Origin of the sequence: Luteimonas terrae (assembly GCF_004358165.1) — a bacterium.
GTDB lineage: Bacteria > Pseudomonadota > Gammaproteobacteria > Xanthomonadales > Xanthomonadaceae > Luteimonas > Luteimonas terrae.
Genome location: NZ_SMTG01000002.1, coordinates 32946 through 51334, shown reverse-complemented (window position 1 = coordinate 51334; position 18389 = coordinate 32946). Strand labels below are relative to the sequence as shown.

Below are 18389 nucleotides of genomic sequence, written 5' to 3'. Positions count from 1 at the left end.
GTTCTCCGTGACAACTGGCACGCTCCGGCGTGCCACCACGGCTTCTAGTCTTGCGGCTCCAGGTCTCTCAGGAGTGGCGGATGCGCATTCGATCGAGCTTGTTCCAGTCGCTGGCCGCAGTCGGCGCCTGCGCAATGGGATGTGCTGCACTGGCGGCGCCGCCGACGCAATGCCCGGCGCTCGCCGACCTGCCCGCGCTGCACTGCGTCTCGAATGCGCAAGGCTGGTTCTACGCCGGCACGCCGGACGCTGCGGCGGATCTGGCGGCCGACGCGTCCTCGGTCGCGATGGAGTTCAGCCGGTACTTCGGCCGACCCGCACCGCGCGGCGCGGTGATCGCGGCAGGCACGGCCCAGACGATTTCCGCTTCGACAACTGACGCGCTGAAGGCAGCTGGCGCGACGTGGCAGCTGCCGTGGCTCGATGCCGCCGAGCGCCGCGACCTTCAACGCAGCGCGCTCCATAAGCAGCTGCGGGCACGACTGCCCGACGCGTCGGATGCGGACATCCGCGCACGCATCGACGCTGCAATACCGGCCCAGCCTGCCACCACGCAGGATGCAACCGATCGCAGCGCCGTCCGGCACGAGATCGGACACATGGCGTTGATGCGCGCGTTCTGGCCCGCGCCCTCAGCGCAGGCGGCCGCCGCGGGTCATTACGGTGGCCCGGGCCCCGACTGGCTCGATGAACTGGCCGCAGTGCTGATGGAGTCGGACACGATGGCCGACAGTCGCCGGGCACTGCTCGGCAGGCCCGATGCGGCAGACCATCTGCGGCCGCTGGATGTGTTCTTCGCGCAATCGCACCCGATGGCCGCGCAGCTTCCTGCGCTGCAGGCACAGGCGACGTCGGACGCCGGTGCCGGCGGTCGCGTGCGCGTCCTGTCGGGCGAGGCTGCGCAGCGCTTGGCTGGCGATGCGCGCTGGTTTTATGCGCAGGCGCGCGGTGTCGCCGACTTCCTGCTGGCATCGAGCGATGATCCAGCGGTCTTCGGCAGCATTGCTGCATTCCTGGCGGACGGCGGCGACATGGACGGCTGGCTCGCCGCGCATGGCAATCGTTACGGGCTGCCGACGACGGTCGCCGCACTGGGCGCAGCCTGGACACAGTGGCTCGCTGCGCGTGGAGCGCAGCCTGCGACGGATGCGCCGCAGGTCCGTTGACGACCGCTTGGTAGAATCGCGGCCTTCCCGATCTCCGGAATGCCCGATGGCCACCGCCTCCACCACCCAGCGTTACGCCGACACCCTCGACGAGATCCGCGACGCCGGCCTGTTCAAGGCCGAACGCGTGATCACCGGCCCGCAGTCGGCCGAGATCACGCTCGAGGACGGTCGCACGGTGCTGAATTTCTGTGCCAACAATTACCTCGGCCTGGCCGACCACCCGGACATCATCGCCGCGGCCAAGGACGCGCTCGATACGCACGGCTTCGGCATGGCCTCGGTGCGTTTCATCTGCGGCACGCAGGACCTGCACAAGCAGCTCGAGAAGACCATCGCGGACTTCTTCGGCAAGGAGGACACCATCCTGTACGCCGCCTGCTTCGACGCGAATGGCGGCCTGTACGAGCCGCTGCTCGGCGAGGCCGACGCGATCATCTCCGACGCGCTCAACCACGCCTCGATCATCGACGGCATCCGCCTGTGCAAGGCCAGGCGCTACCGCTATGCCAACTGCGACATGGCGGACCTCGAGAAACAGCTGCAGCAAGCGCGCGCCGACGGCGCGCAGACGATCCTGATCTCGACCGATGGCGTGTTCTCGATGGACGGCTTCATCGCGCCGCTCGACGAGATCACCGCGCTCGCGGCGAAGTACGACGCGCTGGTGCACATCGACGAATGCCACGCGACCGGCTTTCTCGGCGGGACGGGCCGCGGCTCGGCGGAGGTCAAGGGCGTGCTGGAAAAGATCGACATCATCACCGGCACGCTTGGCAAGGCGATGGGGGGCGCGCTCGGCGGCTTCACGACCGCGAAGCGTGAAGTCATCGAGCTGCTGCGCCAGCGCTCGCGCCCCTACCTGTTCTCCAACTCGCTGCCGCCGCACGTCGTCGCAGCGGGCATCAAGGCCTTCGAGATGCTCGACGCCGCGGGCGATCTGCGCACGCAGCTGGTCGAGAACACCCGCTATTTCCGCGAGAAGATGACCGCTGCCGGTTTCGACGTACGCCCCGGCGTCCATCCGATCAGCCCGGTCATGCTCTACGACGCCAAACTGGCGCAGCGCTTCGCCGAGCGCCTGCTCGAGGAAGGCATCTACGCGATCGGCTTCTTCTTCCCGGTGGTGCCGAAAGACCAGGCGCGCATCCGCACCCAGATCAGCGCCGCGCACACGCGCGCGCATCTCGACCGGGCGATCGATGCATTCACGCGCATCGGCCACGAACTGGGCGTGCTGAAGGCCTGACCATGCGCCCCGCGCTGCGACGGCGGTTGCTGCTCGCAGCGCAGAGCGATGCGCTGGCGGATTTCGACGGCGAGACCTGGTCCACGCGCTGTCTGCACTGCCGCAGCGCGCTGCAGCTGCAGGCCAACGGCGAACCGCTGGGTACCACGACGCTGGAACACGTGGTGCCGCAGGCCTGGTTCGGCAAACGCGCGGCGGCGTCATTGACTGCGCAGGTCGGCGAAGACGCCGACGATCCACGCAACCTCGCCCTCGCCTGCGCCCGCTGCAATCACGGCAAGGGCAAGGGTCACGATGCACGCGGGCCGGGCGATGCGCGCGCGCACGAAGTCGTGGCCGCCCTGCTGGCGACGCGACTCAGCCGCTGGCGGCGACCGTCGGCGTTGCCAGCGCGATGACTTCGTCCGGCGCCAGGGGGCGCCAGGCGCCCTTGCCCAGATCGCCCAGCGCGAGGCCGCCGATTGCCACGCGCACCAGCCGCAGGACCGTGACGTCGAATGCCGCCAGCAGCCGACGGATCTGACGATTGCGGCCTTCATCGAGGGTGATGGCCAACCACGACGTGCGTGTGCCCTGCCGCAACACCGACGCGTCGACCGCGCACAGACGATCGCCGGCATCGTCGACGCCGTCCACGAGTGCCTGCAGCAACGCGGCATCGGGGAGACGGTCGATCTGCACGTGGTAGGTCTTGGCGGTGCCTTCGGCAGGATCGGTGATGCGTGCCGCCCAGGCCGGGTCGCTCGAGAACAGCAGCAAGCCCTCGCTGGCCTTGTCGAGACGCCCGACCGGCGCGATCCAACCCAGGTCCGCGCCGTCGAAACAGCGATAGACCGTGTCACGCCCGCGCTCGTCGCGAGCGGTGGTCACCAGCCCGCGCGGCTTGTTGAGCACCAGATACTGGTGTGCGCCGGCGCGCGCGGAATCGCCGTCGAGCACGATGTCGGCGGCGTTCAATGCGACCGGAAATTCCGGGTCACGGATGGTGCGGCCGGCGACCCGGACTCGCCCCTCGCGCACGCGACGCTCGGCCTCGCTGCGCGAACAGAGCCCGCGCTTGGACAGCACACGCGCCAGCCCGTAGCGCGGCGTTCGCACGGAACCGCTCATCGCGGCCGCCCACATGCGAACGGCCCGCTTGCGCGGGCCGTGGCAGGTGCAGCGCGTGCGGGGACGCGTGCGATCACCGGTGCCTCATTCGCTCGGCGGCGACGTGGCTTCGCCGGGCTGCACGGTTTCGGCGGGCGGAGTCACCGGCGCGTTCGGATCGACGCGGCGGCTGCCGACCGTGTAGCCGTTGGCCTTGACCCACGCATCGAAATCGTCGGCGGTCATGCGCTTGCCGCCCTGGGTCATGTTGAAGCGGTAGGGCGTGTTGTCGAACTCGGTCTGCTTGACGTAGGCCGCGGGATCGTTGGCACGCACCGCGCCTGCGGCCGGCGCGGCCATCGCGACGTTCTGGCACTTCTCGATCTCCAGGCGCAGCACGACCTGCTCGGCGGACTGCGCATCGTCGTAGGCGCGCGACAGTACCGCGCCGCTGCCGAGCCGATAGGACGGCGCTGCGAGTTCCGGCGAAATCGGCTCGAGCACGGTCGCCTGCAGCGGCCGCGCCGCGCGCGTATCGAGGCTCGAGCAATCGGCCGCGTGGCCGGCCAGGGGAAGCGCCAGCAGGGCCAGCATCAGGGTCGCGCGCATGGAAACAGTCCCGGTATCGAATCCGCCTGAAGTGTAGGCGGCAAGTATGTGGTGCACAAGGAAAAAATAGGCCTGTGCGCATTCACGTCGGCTGTCCGGCGACGCACCGTTGGAATCGGGTTGTTGGACGCGTTCGCCTCCGCCTTTCGGCGGATTGGAAGCGCAGCACATCGCGCAAAAAAAGAAGCCCGGCACAGGGCCGGGCTTCTTCATTTCACAACCGGACGTCCTTAGTTCTGGACGTTCAGCTCGGTGCGGCGGTTGCGCGCACGGCCTTCCGGATTGTCCGAACCATCGGCGTTGGTGTTCGGCGCGATCGGACGGCTCTCGCCGTAACCGGTCGGGCCCACCAGACGGTCGGCGGTGATGCCGTTGCTGGTCAGGTGGTCGTAGACCGCCTTCGCACGACGCTCCGAGAGACGTTGGTTGTAGGCATCGGTACCGACCGAGTCGGTGTGACCGGCGACTTCAACGCGCAGCTCGGGGTAACGCTTCAGGATCTCGACGGCTTCGTTGAGGATCGCCACCGCGTCAGGACGCAGGGTCGAACGGTCGAAGTCGAAGTTCACGCCATTCAGATCGATGGTGATCGGAGCCGGCGGCGGCGGAGCCGGGGTCGGAGCCGGCGGCGGCGGCGGCGGAGCCGGCGGAGCCGGGGGAGCCGGAGGCGGGCCGAGCGGGATCACGACACCGACCGACGCCATCACGTCACCGAAGTAGGACTCTTCGGCGTTGTGCGGGTAGCCGGCCCAGTCGCGGGCACCGTTGGCAGCGACGCTGTTGTCGTCGAAGTCGGCGCGGTAGGCGATTTCAGCACGCACGGCGACGCGCTTTTCGAACGTCGTCTGCAGGCCGACACCAACCTTGGCAGCCAGGTTGCCTTCCTTGCGCTCACCCGGCGAGTCCGGGTTCGGGAACGCGTCGAACTCTTCTTCCGAACGCTGATAGCCGACACCGAACAGCAGGTAGGGGTTCCAGCTGCGCGCTTCGTTGATGAAGTGGTAGCGGAAGTCGACCGAAACGCCGTACTGGCTCCAGTTCAGATCGTTGTTGGCGCCTTCGACCGAGCTGTCGAAGCCCGGGTTCTGATAGTTCAGCTCGCCGTCGATCGACCAGTTGGGGCTGATGAACTTACCCATGCCCAGCGTGACGAACGGGGTGTCGTCGGTGCGGCGATCTTCCGCCTGGAAATTGAAGCCCGCCGATCCGGTGAGGTACCAGCGGTCGTCGAACTCCTGGGCGCTGGCGTGACCCGCCAGACCAAGACCGCCGAGCAGCGCGGCGCAGAGGAGTTTCTTGTTCATATTCTTTCAGCTCCTAGAAAAGGGGGAATGCGTCGTGGCATCGGTTTGAGGCGTCATACGCACACGCCTTACAACATAGCCTAAAGTCAGCTGTGTGAAGACGTTGTTAACGCTAACATAACGGTTGAAAGCTTCCTACGACGCCAGACCCGGGCATTCATCCAGGCTTTGGGTAGATCAGGAACCCCCAACGCGGCGAGATTGTCATGAAGCCGATGTGCGCGCGGCGTCAAGACAGCTTGGTGAAGTTAACCGGCTCATGACTTCCGATTAACGGTTGGGGCGCCCGGTCTACCGGAATTCCACCGCTTCTTCAACGCCCCAACCTTGCGAGTTCCGACTGCAGGAACGCGACGAATGCGCGTGTTCTGGGCGGCACGAAGCTGCGGTCCGGCATGACCGCGTGGATACCGGTTTCGGGCGGCGCATGTCCGGGCAGCACGCGCACCAGCGTGCCAGCACGCAGGTCGTCGGCCACATGCCACAAGGCGTGCATCGCGATGCCCGCACCTGCGACCGCGGCGTCGCGCAGCACTTCGCCGAGATTGCTTTCGAGCGGGCCGCGGATCGCGACCGTCGTGTCGGCCCCATGGCCATCCAGCAGCCTCCAGCGATCCTGCCGTCCGCGACTGCCGACGAGCACCAGACACTCGTGTGCGGGAAGATCCTCTGGCGCCGTGGGTGCGCCGCGCCGCGCGATGTATTCAGGCGACGCGACGAGCACGCGCGGGTTGTCGGCAATGCGCCGACCGACGAGCTGCGAGTCGTCGAGATCGCCGATACGGATCGCGAGATCGAACCCTTCCCGCACCAGGTCGACCTGCAGATCACTCATATGGACCGCAAGCTGCAGCCCGGGATGCGCGGCGAGGAAGCGCGGCAGCCGTGGAGACACGTGCTGGCGTCCGAAGGACGCGGACATCGTCACGCGCAAGGTCCCGGACACGGCCTGCCCGCCGCTTTCGCGCAGGCTGCCGGCGAGTCCGTCGAGCGCCTCCACCAGCGCACGCCCCTCGCCCGCCAGCCGCAATCCCTCCGGCGTCGGGTGCAGGCGGCGCGTGGTCCGATGCAGCAGGCGCACACCAAGGGCATCCTCCAGCCGCTTCAGGCGCTGACTCGCCAACGCAGGCGACAGATCGAGGCTGCGCGCGGCCGCGCTGATCGAGCCACTGTCGAGCACGCGCAGGAACAGGGCGATGTCGCCGATCCGGTCCATTGATTATCAAAGATTCCTTGAAGGTGATTGGCGATTCTATCGCTGTTCGACGGAAACAGGCGGGCGGAGAATCGACGCACCCGCCTTCGAACAGGATTCCGCATGAAAGCCGTCGCCCTGACCCGTTATCTCCCGATCGACGACCCGCAGTCACTGCAGGATGTCGAGCTCGACCTGCCCCAGCCCGGCCCGAATGACCTGCGCGTGCGCGTCGAGGCCGTGTCGGTCAATCCCGTCGACACCAAGGTCCGCGCGCCCAAGCCGCAGGCGGAAAGCCAGCCCAAGGTGCTCGGCTACGACGCGGCCGGCGTCGTCGATGCGGTCGGCAGCGACGTCCAGGGCTTCGCGGTCGGCGACGCGGTCTATTACGCCGGCGACATCACCCGCCCGGGCAGCAATGCGCAGTTCCAGCTCGTCGACGCGCGCATCGTCGCGAAGAAGCCGGCCTCGCTCGACTTCGCCCAGGCGGCCGCACTGCCGCTCACGGCACTCACCGTCTGGGAGCTGCTGTTCGAACGCATGCCTTTCGATGCGCAGACCGGTGGCCAGGACAAGTCGCTGCTGGTGATCGCCGGTGCCGGCGGCGTCGGCTCGATCGCGATCCAGCTGGCCAAGCGCGCCGGCTTCACCGTGATCGCGACCGCATCTCGCGAGGAAACCATCGCATGGTGCCGTGAACTGGGCGCCGACCACGTCATCGACCACCGCCAGCCGCTGACGCCGCAGCTCGAGACGCTGGGCCTCAAGACCATCGATGCCGCGCTCAATCTCGCCGACACCGACCGCTACTGGACCGAGCTGGGCGAACTGCTGGCCCCGCTGGGTCATGTCGGCCTGATCGTCGAGCCCAGCGGAGCGCTGAAGATCGGCGATCCCTACAAGGCCAAGAGCATCGGCATCCACTGGGAAATGATGTTCGCGCGGCCGCGTTTCCGCACCGCGGACATGGCCGAGCAGGGCCGCATCCTCGCCCGCGTCGCCGAGCTGGTCGATGCCGGCACGTTGCGTGGCACCCAGCGCGAGACGCTGTCGCCGATCAATGCAGACAACCTGCGCGAGGCGCATCGCCGCCTGGAGTCGGGGGCGACGGTCGGCAAGCTGACGTTGTCGGGCTGGTAAGCCCCGCCGACGCATCGCGAAGACGCCGCCCGAGGGCGGCGTCTTCGTATCAGGCTGCGGCGGCCTCGCTGCGATCGCGCTTGAGCACCGCCACCGGCTCGGCCCAGGCACTGCCCGCTCGCCGCTTGCTGGTCGCCAGCACCAGGTCCGACGGCTCGAACACGTTGAGGTTGTGCGTGATCGGCGTGGTCAGGATGTACTGCGCGTCGGTGCTGCGCAGGAAGCGGCCGACCTTCTCGATGTTGGCCACGTCCAGATGCGCGAAGGGTTCGTCGATGAAGACGAAGCCGCCCGGCTGGTCCTCGTCACGCAGCAGCGCGACCAGCAGCAGCAACGACTTCATGACCTGCTGACCACCGGAGGCCTCGCCGTCGTCGAGGCCGATCCAGCCTTTGCGATCGAAATCGAAACGCACCGTCAGGCCCGCCTGCGCCAGCGCGACGTCCTCGTTGGCGAGTTCGGGCATCTCGACATCGACGCCGATGCCGGCGAGTTCGCCGAGTGCGCTTAGGTTCTTGCGATAGCGGCGCACCGTCGCGCGCAGCACGTTGATGTAGGCGCCGCGCGCATCCTCGGTGATCCGGCGCGCGCGATGCAGATGCGCCTCGCGCTTGCCGATCGCGGCTTCCAGCGCGTCGTGATCGGCGGCGAACTTGTCGCGCATCGCCACGCAGGCGGGGTCTTCGACGAAGCTGCCGCGTTCCAGACGCTCGTCGATCCGTTCGAGTTCGCGACGGACTGCGCCGGCGCTCTCGTAGGCCTCGCGTGCGACGCGAAGCGCATCACGGCTGCGCCATTCGACCGGCATCTTCGAGCGGCGCTTGCGGAAGTCGACCATGCGCTGCACCAGCCCCACGCGCTCCTGCGCGATCTGGCTGCCGCGGTCGCGCAGCTCCTGCGCCAGCGCGCGCAGTTCACCGGCGCGCGTGGCGGCGGCGATGCTGCCGTCGCGGTCCTGCGCCTCGCACGCATCGAGCGCGCTGCGGGCCTCGGCGAGTGCGATGACTGCGGATTGCGCGGCATCGGCCAGACCGGGCAGACGCGCCTGCGCATCGGCGAACTCAGCCGCGCGGGTCACCAGCTCCTGGCCTGCATCAAGACCCAGCAACCGCGTCTGCGCGCTGTCGACTTCGCGCACCAGCGTCGCCATCGTGTCTTCGCGCGCCTGCGCACGATCCTGGATCTCGACCGCTTCGGCATGCAGCGACGCCAGTCGCGCCTCGCGCGCACCGGTGCCGAAATGCTGCTGACCACCGCCGATGTGGCGACCGCCGCGGTGCTCGCGCAGATAGCCCTGCGCGGTAATCCAGTCCTGGCCCTTGGGCAGACGCTGGCCGGCTTCCACATCGGCGACGCGCTGCACACGGTCGAGCTGGCGCGGCAACCACGCCGGCGGATCGGCATTGAAGCGCACCACTTCCAGCAGCGAGCCCCGCGTCGCCGGCCCGGCCGGCGCACGCTCGGCGACGACGAAGTGCCGGTACTGCAGCTTCTCGCCGAGCTGCCAGGCCTCGCGCGCATCGCGCGGCGAATCGAGCACCAGCAGATGCCGGTAAGGCGCCAGCACGGCCTCGATCGCGACGGCCCACTGTGGATCGGCGATCTCGACCAGTTCGGTCAACACCGCGTGGCCGATGTCGGCGCGATCGAGTGCGGCGCGGAAGTCACGCTCGAAGGGTTCGACCACACGGCCACCGCCGCGCAGCGCGGCGACCTGGGCGGCGATCTCGCCGCTGCGCGTGCGGTCGCGGTCGGCTTCGAGCCGCAGTTCGGCCTGGCGACGACGGCCCTGTTCGACCTCGCGGCTCAACGCGTCGACGTCGGCGCCGCCGCGTTCGGCCTGCAGCCGCGCAAGCTCGTCGTGGCGGCGCACCAGTTGCTCGGCATCACGCGCTTGGTCGCGCGCGTGGGTGAAGCGGGTCTCCGCAGCTTTCAGCCCGGCACGTGCGTCGGCGATCGACGCCCCGAGCCCGCTGCGCGCTTCGACGGAGGCGTCCTCCTGCGCCTGCAGTTCGGCATAGCTGCGCTCGCGCTCGCGCAGGCCGCGACGCAGGCCGGTCAGGCGCGGCTTCGCACCGTCGATGGTCGCGCGCAGATCGGCCAGTTCTACCTTCGGCGCGATTTCCGCCTCCAGCGTCTGGCGCTGGTTGCGCAGCGCCATGCCGTCCTCGTAGGAGCGCACGTCGGCGCGCGCGGATTCCAGGCGCAGGTGCAGTTCCGCCAGGCCCTGCTGCAGTTCGACGATCTCCTTGTCGATGTCGAACTGTTCGGCGCGGGCCCGCTGGTAGTCGTCCATCACCGCCTTGTCCTCGAACACGTCGAAGACCAGTTGCAGCAGTTCGCGCGGCGAGAGCTGGCAGAGCTTGTCGGTGGCGCCCTGCTCCAGCGTCAGCACACGGCAGATCGCACGACTCAGGCCGGCGCCGGCCAGACGCACGCGATAGTCGCGTACGCCCAGCCATTCGCCACCGGCATCGAGCTGTTCGACCGGCACGTCGCCGGCGACGATCTGGTAGTCGCGCGTCCAGTCGCCGCCACGCTTGCGCACGCGACAGGCGATGGTCACCTGCTCGTCCATGCACGGGAAGAACGCACGGCGGCCGCGACGGTCGACCGGATTGCTGACCACCGCGCGCAGCCAGGCGAACGGCTTGCCGTTGTGGCGCAGATAGGTCTTGTAGTCGCGCGCCATGTCGCGATCGTCGATTGCCAGCAGCGTGCGCAGCGCGTCGAGCAGCGTGGTCTTGCCCGAGCCGTTCGGGCCGACGACGGTGATGATCGAGGCATCGAGCGGCAGCGCGTAGCGCTGCCAGTAATCCCAGTGCACGACTTCGAGGCTGCGGAACTCAAACATCGGCCTGCGCCTCGTCCAGTGTGTCGATCGTCTCGCCGTCGTCATCCGGCACATCGGCCGCGTCGACGTCCTCGCGCCGCGCCGAACGGCTCTCGGCGATCACGTGCGCCAGCGCGCCATCCATCACGCGGTTGGCGATGCGTTCGTAGTCGAAGGCCAGATCCAGCAGCGGTCCTTCGTGGATGCGCTCCTTGCGCCGCACGATGAAACCCTGCCGCTGCAGCGTGCCGAGATTCATGTGGATGCGGCCCTTGCCGCCGAGCTGGGCGCCGAAGTCGGCCAGCAGCGTGCGTTCGTTGATCGGTTCGACCACTTCCGCACCCACCGGCACCGGCTTGAGCTCGGCGAACATCTGTTCCTGGTCCTGTGACAGATCGGTCTGCTGGCGCGCGATCTGGCGCTGGCGCTTGGGCAGCACCAGCAGCGACCACAGCACCACCAGCAGCGCCAGCGCATCGCGGCTGAGTTGCAGGTTGCTGGCGGCCCAGGCATCGCCGTGGCCGAACACGTCGGCTTCGTACTGTTTCGCGATGCCGACCGCGACGTTTGCCGCATAGGGATGTTCGAGCAGGCGCATGCCGGCGGCGGCAAGGCGGCGGTCGAGGTCGTCGCGCAGTTCGGCGTCGACGAGCATCTGGCGCACCGCGCGGTCTTCGCGCGGCAGCCAGCGCTCGGCCAGCAGCCGCGCGATCAGGGAAGCGGTGGTGTCGGTCATGCGGTCTTCTTGCGTCGTGCGGGCGCCGGCGCGTCGCCGGCCTCCGTGGAAATGCGGGTACGGCGTTTACGTGCCGGAACGTCGGCCGGTGCGTCGTCTGCAGTCGATGCATCGATGCCGTGCGCGGACATGTCGGGCACGTCGATCTCGACGATCTCGTCGACGGCACCCGCAGGCAACAGCCGGCCGCGACTCATCAATGCGACGCCGGCGCGCTCGATGCGTTCGATCGCCGCATCGACGCGCCACTGCATCGGCAGCTGCGCGAGGCCGGCGCTGACGCCGCTGCGGTTCTCCGCGCCGGCATCGCCAATCAGGCCCAGCAGCGACAGGCGGTAGGCGCTGACCGCGAAGCTGTCCTGCGGCACCCAATCGCCGAGCGGCGCGACGGCATCCAGCGACGCGAGCTGGTCGAGCCACTGTGCGGCATGCGCGTAGTCCTCGGTCGCGGCCGGTGCCTGCAGGTCCTCGGGCGCATGACGCGGCGGCGGCATGCCGGTGTCGGCGGATGCTTCGCGCTCGCGTTCGACGAGCTCGTACTCGGCGATGTCGAGCGCGATCGGCCCCAGCACGAAGGCCGGCTGCGGCGACAGCGTCAGCGCATCGCTCGCGAGGTCGGCCAGCGAGTCGATCGTGCAGTCGCGAAGAAAGCGGTTCACGTCGGACGACGACAGGCCGCTCGCACCCAGGTGCACGCGATGCCGGTCGAGCTGGTTGAGTGCACGCTGGAACACGGACGCCTGCCGCAGCATCGCGCTCTGCGCGCGGCCGATCTGCTGGGCCACGCGATGCGTGGCGACATCGAGATCGTCGTCGGCCGCGATCGCGCGGATCAGCTCGGTGCCCTTCTCCACCCAGTGCCAGACCGACTGCAGCGTGTCGGCGGCCTGGCGGATGCGGTGCTCCGAGCCGCTGAGCACGGCCTGGTCGAAGTCCTCGCGCAGTTCGTTGAGGCGCGACAGCAGATGCTGCAGATCGGACGCGCCGACCTTGCCCACCGACTGGCCCGCCGCGAGCTGCGCAGTGACGTAGGCGAGCTCATCCCCTTCCGCATTGAACTGCAGCAGCAGGCCCAGCGCCGACAGCGCCTGACGGCCGACCGGACTGATGCGATAGCGTTGGCTCTGCATGTCCCAGGCCAGTAGGCCGTTGTCGCGCAGGCGGCCGATCACCGTGTCGAACTTGACCGGATCGAGGAAGGCGAAGTGCTCGCGCAGTTCCTGGGGCGACCATTCCGGCGCGTCGCCGCGCGCGCCGATCGTGCGCAGCACCAGCAGGCGCACCATCACGATTTCCTCGCCGCCGTGGAACAGCGTCGAGAACGCGCGGATCTGTTCGCGCGCGGCGAGCAGCGGATGCAGGTCCGGCAGATCGGCAGCGGCGATGCCGTCGCGCAGGTAGTCCTGGAAGGGTTGGATGGCGGCCGTCCCTGGAAGCGGGGCGCCATGTTCAAGGCGCGGCCCGCGGCTGGCAACTCTTGACAGGCCCGCTTGCGGGACCGCGGCTTTCCCGGCACGCTGGCCGATCCATACGCAGCCGTATCCATCTCATGACGCCAGCCTCCGGCCAGCCTGCCGCCGCGCCCTACCCGCACCTGCTGGCGCCGCTCGATCTCGGATTCACCACGCTGCGCAACCGCGTGCTGATGGGCTCGATGCACACCGGCCTCGAAGACCGCGCCGCCGACTTTCCGAAGCTTGCGCGCTATTTCGCCGAACGCGCCGAGGGCGGCGTGGGCCTGATCGTCACCGGCGGCTTCTCGCCCGACATCGCCGGCTGGCTCAAGCCCTTCGGCGGCAAGCTGTCGTGGCGCTGGGAAACACGCCGGCACCGGCAGGTCACCGAAGCCGTGCATGGCCACGATGCGAAGATCTGTCTGCAGCTGCTGCACGCCGGCCGCTACGGCTATCACCCGCTGCAGGTCGCGCCGAGCCGGATCAAGGCGCCGATCAATCCCTTCACCCCGCGGGCGCTGTCGGCGCGCGGCGTCGAACGCACGATCGACGGGTATGCCCGCGCCGCGAAGCTCGCCCGCGAAGCCGGCTACGACGGCGTCGAGGTCATGGGCAGCGAGGGCTATCTGATCAACCAGTTCCTCAGCCGCCGCACGAACGTGCGCGAGGACGCCTGGGGCGGGGACACCGCGCAGCGCATGCGCTTCGCGACCGAGATCGTGCGCCGGATGCGCGCGGCCGCCGGCGACGATTTCATCATCGTCTATCGCCTGTCGATGCTGGAACTGGTGCCGGACGGCTCGGCCTGGGACGACATCGTGACCCAGGCGCGGGCGATCGAAGCTGCGGGCGCGACGATCCTCAACACCGGCATCGGCTGGCACGAGGCCCGCGTGCCGACGATCGCGACATCCGTGCCGCGCGCCGCCTTCGCCGGCGTCACCGCCAAGCTGCGTCCGCACGTGACATTGCCGCTGGTCGCGACCAACCGCATCAACATGCCCGACGTCGCCGAGCGCATTCTCAGCCGAGGCGACGCAGACATGGTGTCGATGGCGCGGCCGCTGCTGGCCGACCCGCAATGGGTCGCCAAGGCGCGCGCCGGCACACCCGAGCGCATCAACACCTGCATCGCCTGCAACCAGGCCTGCCTCGATCACGTGTTCGCAAACCGCACCGCGAGCTGCCTGGTCAATCCGCGCGCCTGCGCGGAGACCGAACTCAACTACTTCCCCGCAGCCACGCCGCTGCGCGTCGCCGTGGTCGGCGCGGGTCCGGCAGGGCTGGCGTGCGCGACCGTCGCCGCGCAACGCGGGCATGCGGTGACGCTGTTCGATGCCGCCGCCGACATCGGTGGCCAGTTCAACCTCGCCCGGCGCATTCCCGGCAAGGAAGAGTTCGACGAGACACTGCGCTATTTCCGCCAGCGCATCGTCGAGACCGGCGTGGACCTGCAGCTCTCGACGCCGGTGAGCGCCGAGGATCTGTCGGGCTTCGATGTCGTGGTGCTGGCCACGGGCGTGGTGCCGCGCGCGGTCGACTTCCCCGGCCACGACCATCCTAAGGTCGTCGGCTACATCGATGTCATCGAGGGTCGCGTCCAGGTCGGCGCGCGAGCGGCGATCATCGGCGCCGGCGGCATCGGCTTCGACGTTGGCGAGTTCCTGGTCGAACACGCCGGCGCCTCGCCGAGCCTCGATGCGGCGGCGTGGATGCGCGAATGGGGCGTCGACCCCGCCTTCGAAACGCCCGGCGGCCTCGTCCCGCCCGCCCCCGCCCCGCCCGCGCGCAAGCTCTGGCTACTGCAGCGCAGTGCCGGCCGGCCCGGCGCGCGACTGGGCAAGACCACCGGCTGGATCCACCGCGGCACGCTGAAGGCCAAGGGCGTGACCATGCTCGGCGGCGTGGAATACCTCGGCGTCGACGATGCCGGGTTGCGCATCCGCGTTGACGGCGCCGAGCAGGTGCTGCCAGTCGATCATGTCGTGGTCTGCGCCGGGCAGGAGCCGCGCCGCGACCTGCATGCGGCGCTGCAGGCTGCCGGCCGCGTGGTTCATCTGGTGGGCGGTGCCGACGTGGCTGCCGAACTCGATGCCAAGCGCGCGATCGCGCAGGCGAGTCGCCTCGCCGCGAAGTTGTGACGGAATTCTGGACCGCGTTCAGGATTGCGGCTCCATGAAAACCAGACGACCTACAGCGCGCCACCAGCGACACAAAGCTGAATAGGCGTCGGAAAACTGCCGGTCCAGCCACAAACGGCGCGGGCGCACCAGTGCCCCGCATTCACGTTTGATTCGAAAAACCGGGGCTACCGTGCCCGCACTTCGTTCCGCCCCCTTCGGCGGGACACCGGCCCGACCCGCCTTCTGCGGACTTCGGTGCCCGGGCGATCAAGCGCACCACAGAGTCCGCCGCCCTCCCCAATACGCCATGCCGGTTGTCGCAGTCGTCTGCGTATCTCCTTGCGGGGAGATGACGACGTGCGGTCCGGCGCAACGCAGCAAGGAGTCGTTGATGAAACTCGAATGGGTGATGTGGCTGGCCTCCGTGCTGCCGCCCCCCGCCGCCGATTCGCTCTGTCTGAGCACGACGGTGTATCTGGAAGCCCGCGACCAGTCCGTCCGTGGACAGGAAGCGGTGGCCGAAGTCGCACTGCGCCGCCAGGAGAGCGGTCTTTGGGGCGAGTCGATGTGCGAGGTCGTGACCGCGCGCAAGCAGTTCGCCCCGACGATCCTGTCGCCGAACACCCGGCTGGCCAACACCAATGCCTGGACCCGCGCGGTCAGCGTGGCACTGGAATCGGAACGCAACTGGGCGCTGCCGCCCGAACAGCGCCGCCAGGTCGTGCCTGGCGCCAGCCACTTCATGGCCCACGCGATCGCCGCCCCGTCGTGGCGCAGCGCGCAGCAGGTCGCGACGATCGGCGATCACACCTTCCTGCGCGTGCAGTCGCTGCGCCCGGCGCGTCCGGCCACGGACAGCGAGCGCGGTTGATCCGTTCCAGGCGGATGGCTTTCGCCCCCGCAGTGCCCGGCGCATGATGGCGGCCCCGTTCAAACACCGGACCGCCATGCGCACTCTCTACACCAAGCCCGGCGCCTGCTCGCTGGCCGACCACATCGTCCTGCAGTGGATCGGCGCCCCGTTCGAGGCACGCGTCGTCGACGCGACGCAGATGAAGGAAGCGCCGTTCCTCGCACTCAACCCTGCCGGCGCGGTGCCGGTGCTGGTCGAGGGCGACTGGGTGCTGACCCAGAACGCCGCGATCCTCAACTACCTGGCCGATGCGCATCCCGATGCGAAGCTCGGGGGCGACGGCACGCCGCAAGGTCGCGCCGAGGTCAACCGCTGGCTGGCGCTGCTCAATGCCGACCTGCACCCGGCCTTCCATCCGCTGTTCGGCAGCACCAAGTACCTCGACAACGCCGACGCGGTCGACGCCACGCGCAAGCAGGCGATGACGAAGATCCGCGGCTTCTACGAACGTCTCGATGCGCAGCTCGCCGGTCGCGACTATCTCGTCGGCACGCGCTCGATCGCCGATCCCTATCTGTTCGTGACCCTGCAGTGGGCCAAGCGCCTGAAGCCCGATTTGGGCGGCCTCGACAACCTGCACGCCTTCGATGCGCGCATGCGCGCCGATGCCGGCGTGCAGGCGGCGATGACGGCCGAAGGCCTGATCTGACACCTGCATCGCTGCACACGGAACGGGGCCTCGGCCCCGTTCTGCGTTCTGGAGGTGCGGCTCGGGCGCCGGAGGCATGCCCGCATGCGCGGGTCAAGCATCGGTTCGCGCGCATCCGGCCACAGTGGCGAAAATTTAACCAGCCGTTCGCGCACCGCGCGCCATGCGGGGTCGCGCCCCTTATCCACAGACTTGTCAGCGGGTCATCCACATCCGCTGTGGATGATGCATCCGGACCCTGTGCTGCGGCGGCCGTCAAGTCCCGGCAGGCGCATCCATGGTGTCGGCCGGCACGCGGATCGCACCTTCCATCAACACGCGTGCCGAGCGCGACATGATCGCCTTCGACACGGTCCACTGACCGTCGACCTGGGCCGCTTCAGCACCGACGCGCAGCGTGCCGGAGGGATGTCCGAAACGTACAGAGGTGCGCGCGCCGCCACCCGCCGCCAGATTCACCAGCGTGCCGGGAATCGCCGCCGCGGTACCGATCGCCACCGCCGCCGTGCCCATCATCGCGTGGTGCAGCTTGCCCATCGACAGCGCGCGCACGAGCAGATCGATGTCGCCGGTGGCGATCGTCTTGCCACTGGACACCACGTGATCGCGCGGCGGTGCGACGAACGCGACCTTGGGCGTGTGCTGCCGCTTCGCTGCTTCGGACACATCGTCGATCAGCCCCATGCGCACCGCGGCATGTGCGCGGATCGCCTCGAACATCGCCAGCGCTTTCGCATCGCCGTTGATCGCGCCCTGCAGCTCGGTGCCGGTGTAACCGATCGCAGCCGCATCGACGAACACGGTCGGAATGCCGGCATTGATCATCGTGACCTGCAGCGTGCCGACGCCGGGGACGTCGAGATCGTCGACGATGTGTCCGGTCGGAAACATCGCGCCGCCGTCCTCGCCCTCGTCGGCCGGATCGACGAATTCCAGCACGATCTCCGCGGCCGGGAAGGTCACGCCGTCGAGCTCGAAATCACCGGTCTCCTGCACCTGCCCGTCCTGGATCGGCACGTGCACGATGATGGTCTTGCCGATGTTCGCCTGCCACACGCGCACCGCGACGGTGCCCTCGCGCGGGATCCTCGATACATCGATGAAGCCGTTGGCGATCGCGAACGGACCGACCGCCGTGCTGAGGTTGCCGCAGTTGCCGCTCCAGTCGACGAACGCGGTGTCGATCGACACCTGGCCGTAGAGGTAGTCGACGTCGTGATCGGGCTGCGTGGACCGGGAGATGATCACGCACTTGCTGGTCGACGAGGTCGCACCGCCCATGCCGTCAGTGTGTTTGGCGTACGGATCGGGCGAACCGATGACCCGCATCAGCAATGCATCGCGCGCGGCGCCGGGCACCTGCGCGGCGGGAGGCAGGTCTTCGAGGCGGAAGAACACGCCTTTCGAAGTGCCACCGCGCATGTAGGTGGCGGGGATGCGGAGTTGGGGGGCGTAGGTCATGAGTTCACTCGCTCTGTGTCTGCTTGCCGCTCACGGTCTTTGGAGAGGCATCGGATTCCGCTTGGCTCCCCTCTCCCCTTGCGGGAGAGGGGTCGGGGGAGAGGGGCGCTTCCTGCAGCGCATTCCAGATGGCTTCAAGCACCGCTTCCGTGCGCTGCAGAATGTCATCGTTCCAGAAGCGCAGTATCTGGAAGGCCTGGTCTTTCAGCCACGCATCGCGTGCAGTGTCCTGTCGCGAATCGAGATGCTGGCCCCCGTCAGCTTCAACAATCAAGCGCGCTCCAAAATGCACGAAGTCGACGATGTAGGGGCCGATGGGCTGCTGCCGTCGGAATTTCTGTCCATCGAAGCGGTGGGCGCGGAGGTGCCGCCAGAGCAGGTGCTCGGCATCGGTCATGTTGCGGCGGAGCTGTCTGGCGAATGCGCGTTGATCCATCCCCCTCTCCCCAACCCCTCTCCCGCGAGGGG

17 protein-coding genes are annotated in these 18389 nt (G+C 68.5%); 8 read left to right on the top strand and 9 right to left on the bottom strand.

The genetic code is table 11. The features are described 5' to 3' along the window. The first annotated feature begins 80 nt into the window (after positions 1 to 80). From E2F49_RS00290 to E2F49_RS00280, 3 genes are read left to right on the top strand one after another with little or no spacing between them, the layout of a single operon-like run. Positions 81 to 1166 (top strand): hypothetical protein, encoded by a 1086-nt coding sequence (locus E2F49_RS00290; protein WP_133392145.1) that lies wholly within the window; start codon positions 81 to 83, stop codon positions 1164 to 1166. 46 nt (positions 1167 to 1212) lie between these two features. After that, complete coding sequence (gene kbl / locus E2F49_RS00285) at positions 1213 to 2415, top strand: glycine C-acetyltransferase (RefSeq protein WP_133392144.1); 1203 nt, start codon at positions 1213 to 1215, stop codon at positions 2413 to 2415. 2 nt (positions 2416 to 2417) lie between these two features. Next, entirely contained in the window at positions 2418 to 2813 is a 396-nt protein-coding gene (locus E2F49_RS00280) for an HNH endonuclease (protein ID WP_133392143.1), read from the top strand. Here the strand turns inward: E2F49_RS00280 and E2F49_RS00275 are convergent. From E2F49_RS00275 to E2F49_RS00260, 4 genes are all read right to left on the bottom strand, one after another. Then, a complete protein-coding gene (locus E2F49_RS00275) occupies positions 2773 to 3525 on the bottom strand; it encodes a pseudouridine synthase (protein WP_243713332.1) in 753 nt (250 codons plus the stop codon). The genes E2F49_RS00280 and E2F49_RS00275 overlap by 41 nt on opposite strands. A gap of 84 nt (positions 3526 to 3609) precedes the next feature. Then, positions 3610 to 4113, bottom strand: a complete 504-nt coding sequence (locus E2F49_RS00270; RefSeq protein WP_133392141.1) for a hypothetical protein — start codon at positions 4111 to 4113, stop codon at positions 3610 to 3612. Positions 4114 to 4343: 230 nt separating this feature from the next. Further along, positions 4344 to 5417: an OmpA family protein gene (locus E2F49_RS00265; protein WP_133392140.1), complete on the bottom strand. Its 1074-nt coding sequence runs from the start codon at positions 5415 to 5417 to the stop codon at positions 4344 to 4346. A 313-nt stretch (positions 5418 to 5730) separates the two neighbouring features. Beyond that, positions 5731 to 6633, bottom strand: a complete 903-nt coding sequence (locus E2F49_RS00260; protein ID WP_133392139.1) for a LysR family transcriptional regulator — start codon at positions 6631 to 6633, stop codon at positions 5731 to 5733. A 102-nt stretch (positions 6634 to 6735) separates the two neighbouring features. Between E2F49_RS00260 and E2F49_RS00255 the strand changes: the two genes are divergently transcribed. Next, the gene (locus E2F49_RS00255; protein WP_133392138.1) at positions 6736 to 7752 is read left to right on the top strand and encodes a zinc-binding alcohol dehydrogenase family protein; all 1017 of its coding nucleotides are present in this window, start codon (positions 6736 to 6738) and stop codon (positions 7750 to 7752) included. A 49-nt stretch (positions 7753 to 7801) separates the two neighbouring features. Here the strand turns inward: E2F49_RS00255 and E2F49_RS00250 are convergent, their stop codons facing one another. Genes E2F49_RS00250 through E2F49_RS00240 form a run of 3 tightly spaced genes read right to left on the bottom strand, consistent with a single transcriptional unit; the run spans position 7802 to position 12607 of the window. After that, positions 7802 to 10606, bottom strand: coding sequence for an AAA family ATPase (locus tag E2F49_RS00250; protein WP_165971077.1), 2805 nt, complete (start codon positions 10604 to 10606; stop codon positions 7802 to 7804). Next, on the bottom strand, positions 10599 to 11321 hold the full coding sequence (locus E2F49_RS00245) for a hypothetical protein (protein ID WP_133392136.1): 723 nt from the start codon (positions 11319 to 11321) through the stop codon (positions 10599 to 10601). The genes E2F49_RS00250 and E2F49_RS00245 overlap by 8 nt, the downstream gene beginning before the upstream one ends. Further along, positions 11318 to 12607, bottom strand: coding sequence for a hypothetical protein (locus E2F49_RS00240; protein WP_208004772.1), 1290 nt, complete (start codon positions 12605 to 12607; stop codon positions 11318 to 11320). The genes E2F49_RS00245 and E2F49_RS00240 overlap by 4 nt, the downstream gene beginning before the upstream one ends. An 18-nt stretch (positions 12608 to 12625) precedes the next feature. On the opposite strand from E2F49_RS00240, the gene E2F49_RS16540 reads away from it, so the two are divergent. The 4 genes from E2F49_RS16540 (at position 12626) to E2F49_RS00225 (ending at position 16460) form a co-directional block, all read left to right on the top strand. Then, on the top strand, positions 12626 to 12802 hold the full coding sequence (locus tag E2F49_RS16540; protein WP_208004771.1) for a hypothetical protein: 177 nt from the start codon (positions 12626 to 12628) through the stop codon (positions 12800 to 12802). 68 nt (positions 12803 to 12870) lie between these two features. Beyond that, a complete protein-coding gene (locus E2F49_RS00235; protein ID WP_133392135.1) occupies positions 12871 to 14916 on the top strand; it encodes an NADPH-dependent 2,4-dienoyl-CoA reductase in 2046 nt (681 codons plus the stop codon). Between the two features lie 373 nt (positions 14917 to 15289). Then, positions 15290 to 15769: a cell wall hydrolase gene (locus E2F49_RS00230; protein ID WP_133392134.1), complete on the top strand. Its 480-nt coding sequence runs from the start codon at positions 15290 to 15292 to the stop codon at positions 15767 to 15769. A gap of 76 nt (positions 15770 to 15845) precedes the next feature. Next, on the top strand, positions 15846 to 16460 hold the full coding sequence (locus E2F49_RS00225) for a glutathione S-transferase family protein (RefSeq protein WP_133392133.1): 615 nt from the start codon (positions 15846 to 15848) through the stop codon (positions 16458 to 16460). 255 nt (positions 16461 to 16715) lie between these two features. On the opposite strand, the gene prpF is transcribed toward E2F49_RS00225, so the two are convergent. Together prpF and E2F49_RS00215 are read right to left on the bottom strand one after the other, a co-directional pair. Continuing rightward, a complete protein-coding gene (gene prpF, locus E2F49_RS00220) occupies positions 16716 to 17921 on the bottom strand; it encodes a 2-methylaconitate cis-trans isomerase PrpF (RefSeq protein WP_133392132.1) in 1206 nt (401 codons plus the stop codon). A gap of 4 nt (positions 17922 to 17925) precedes the next feature. Next, positions 17926 to 18357: an endonuclease domain-containing protein gene (locus E2F49_RS00215; protein WP_133392131.1), complete on the bottom strand. Its 432-nt coding sequence runs from the start codon at positions 18355 to 18357 to the stop codon at positions 17926 to 17928. Positions 18358 to 18389 lie beyond the last annotated feature (32 nt).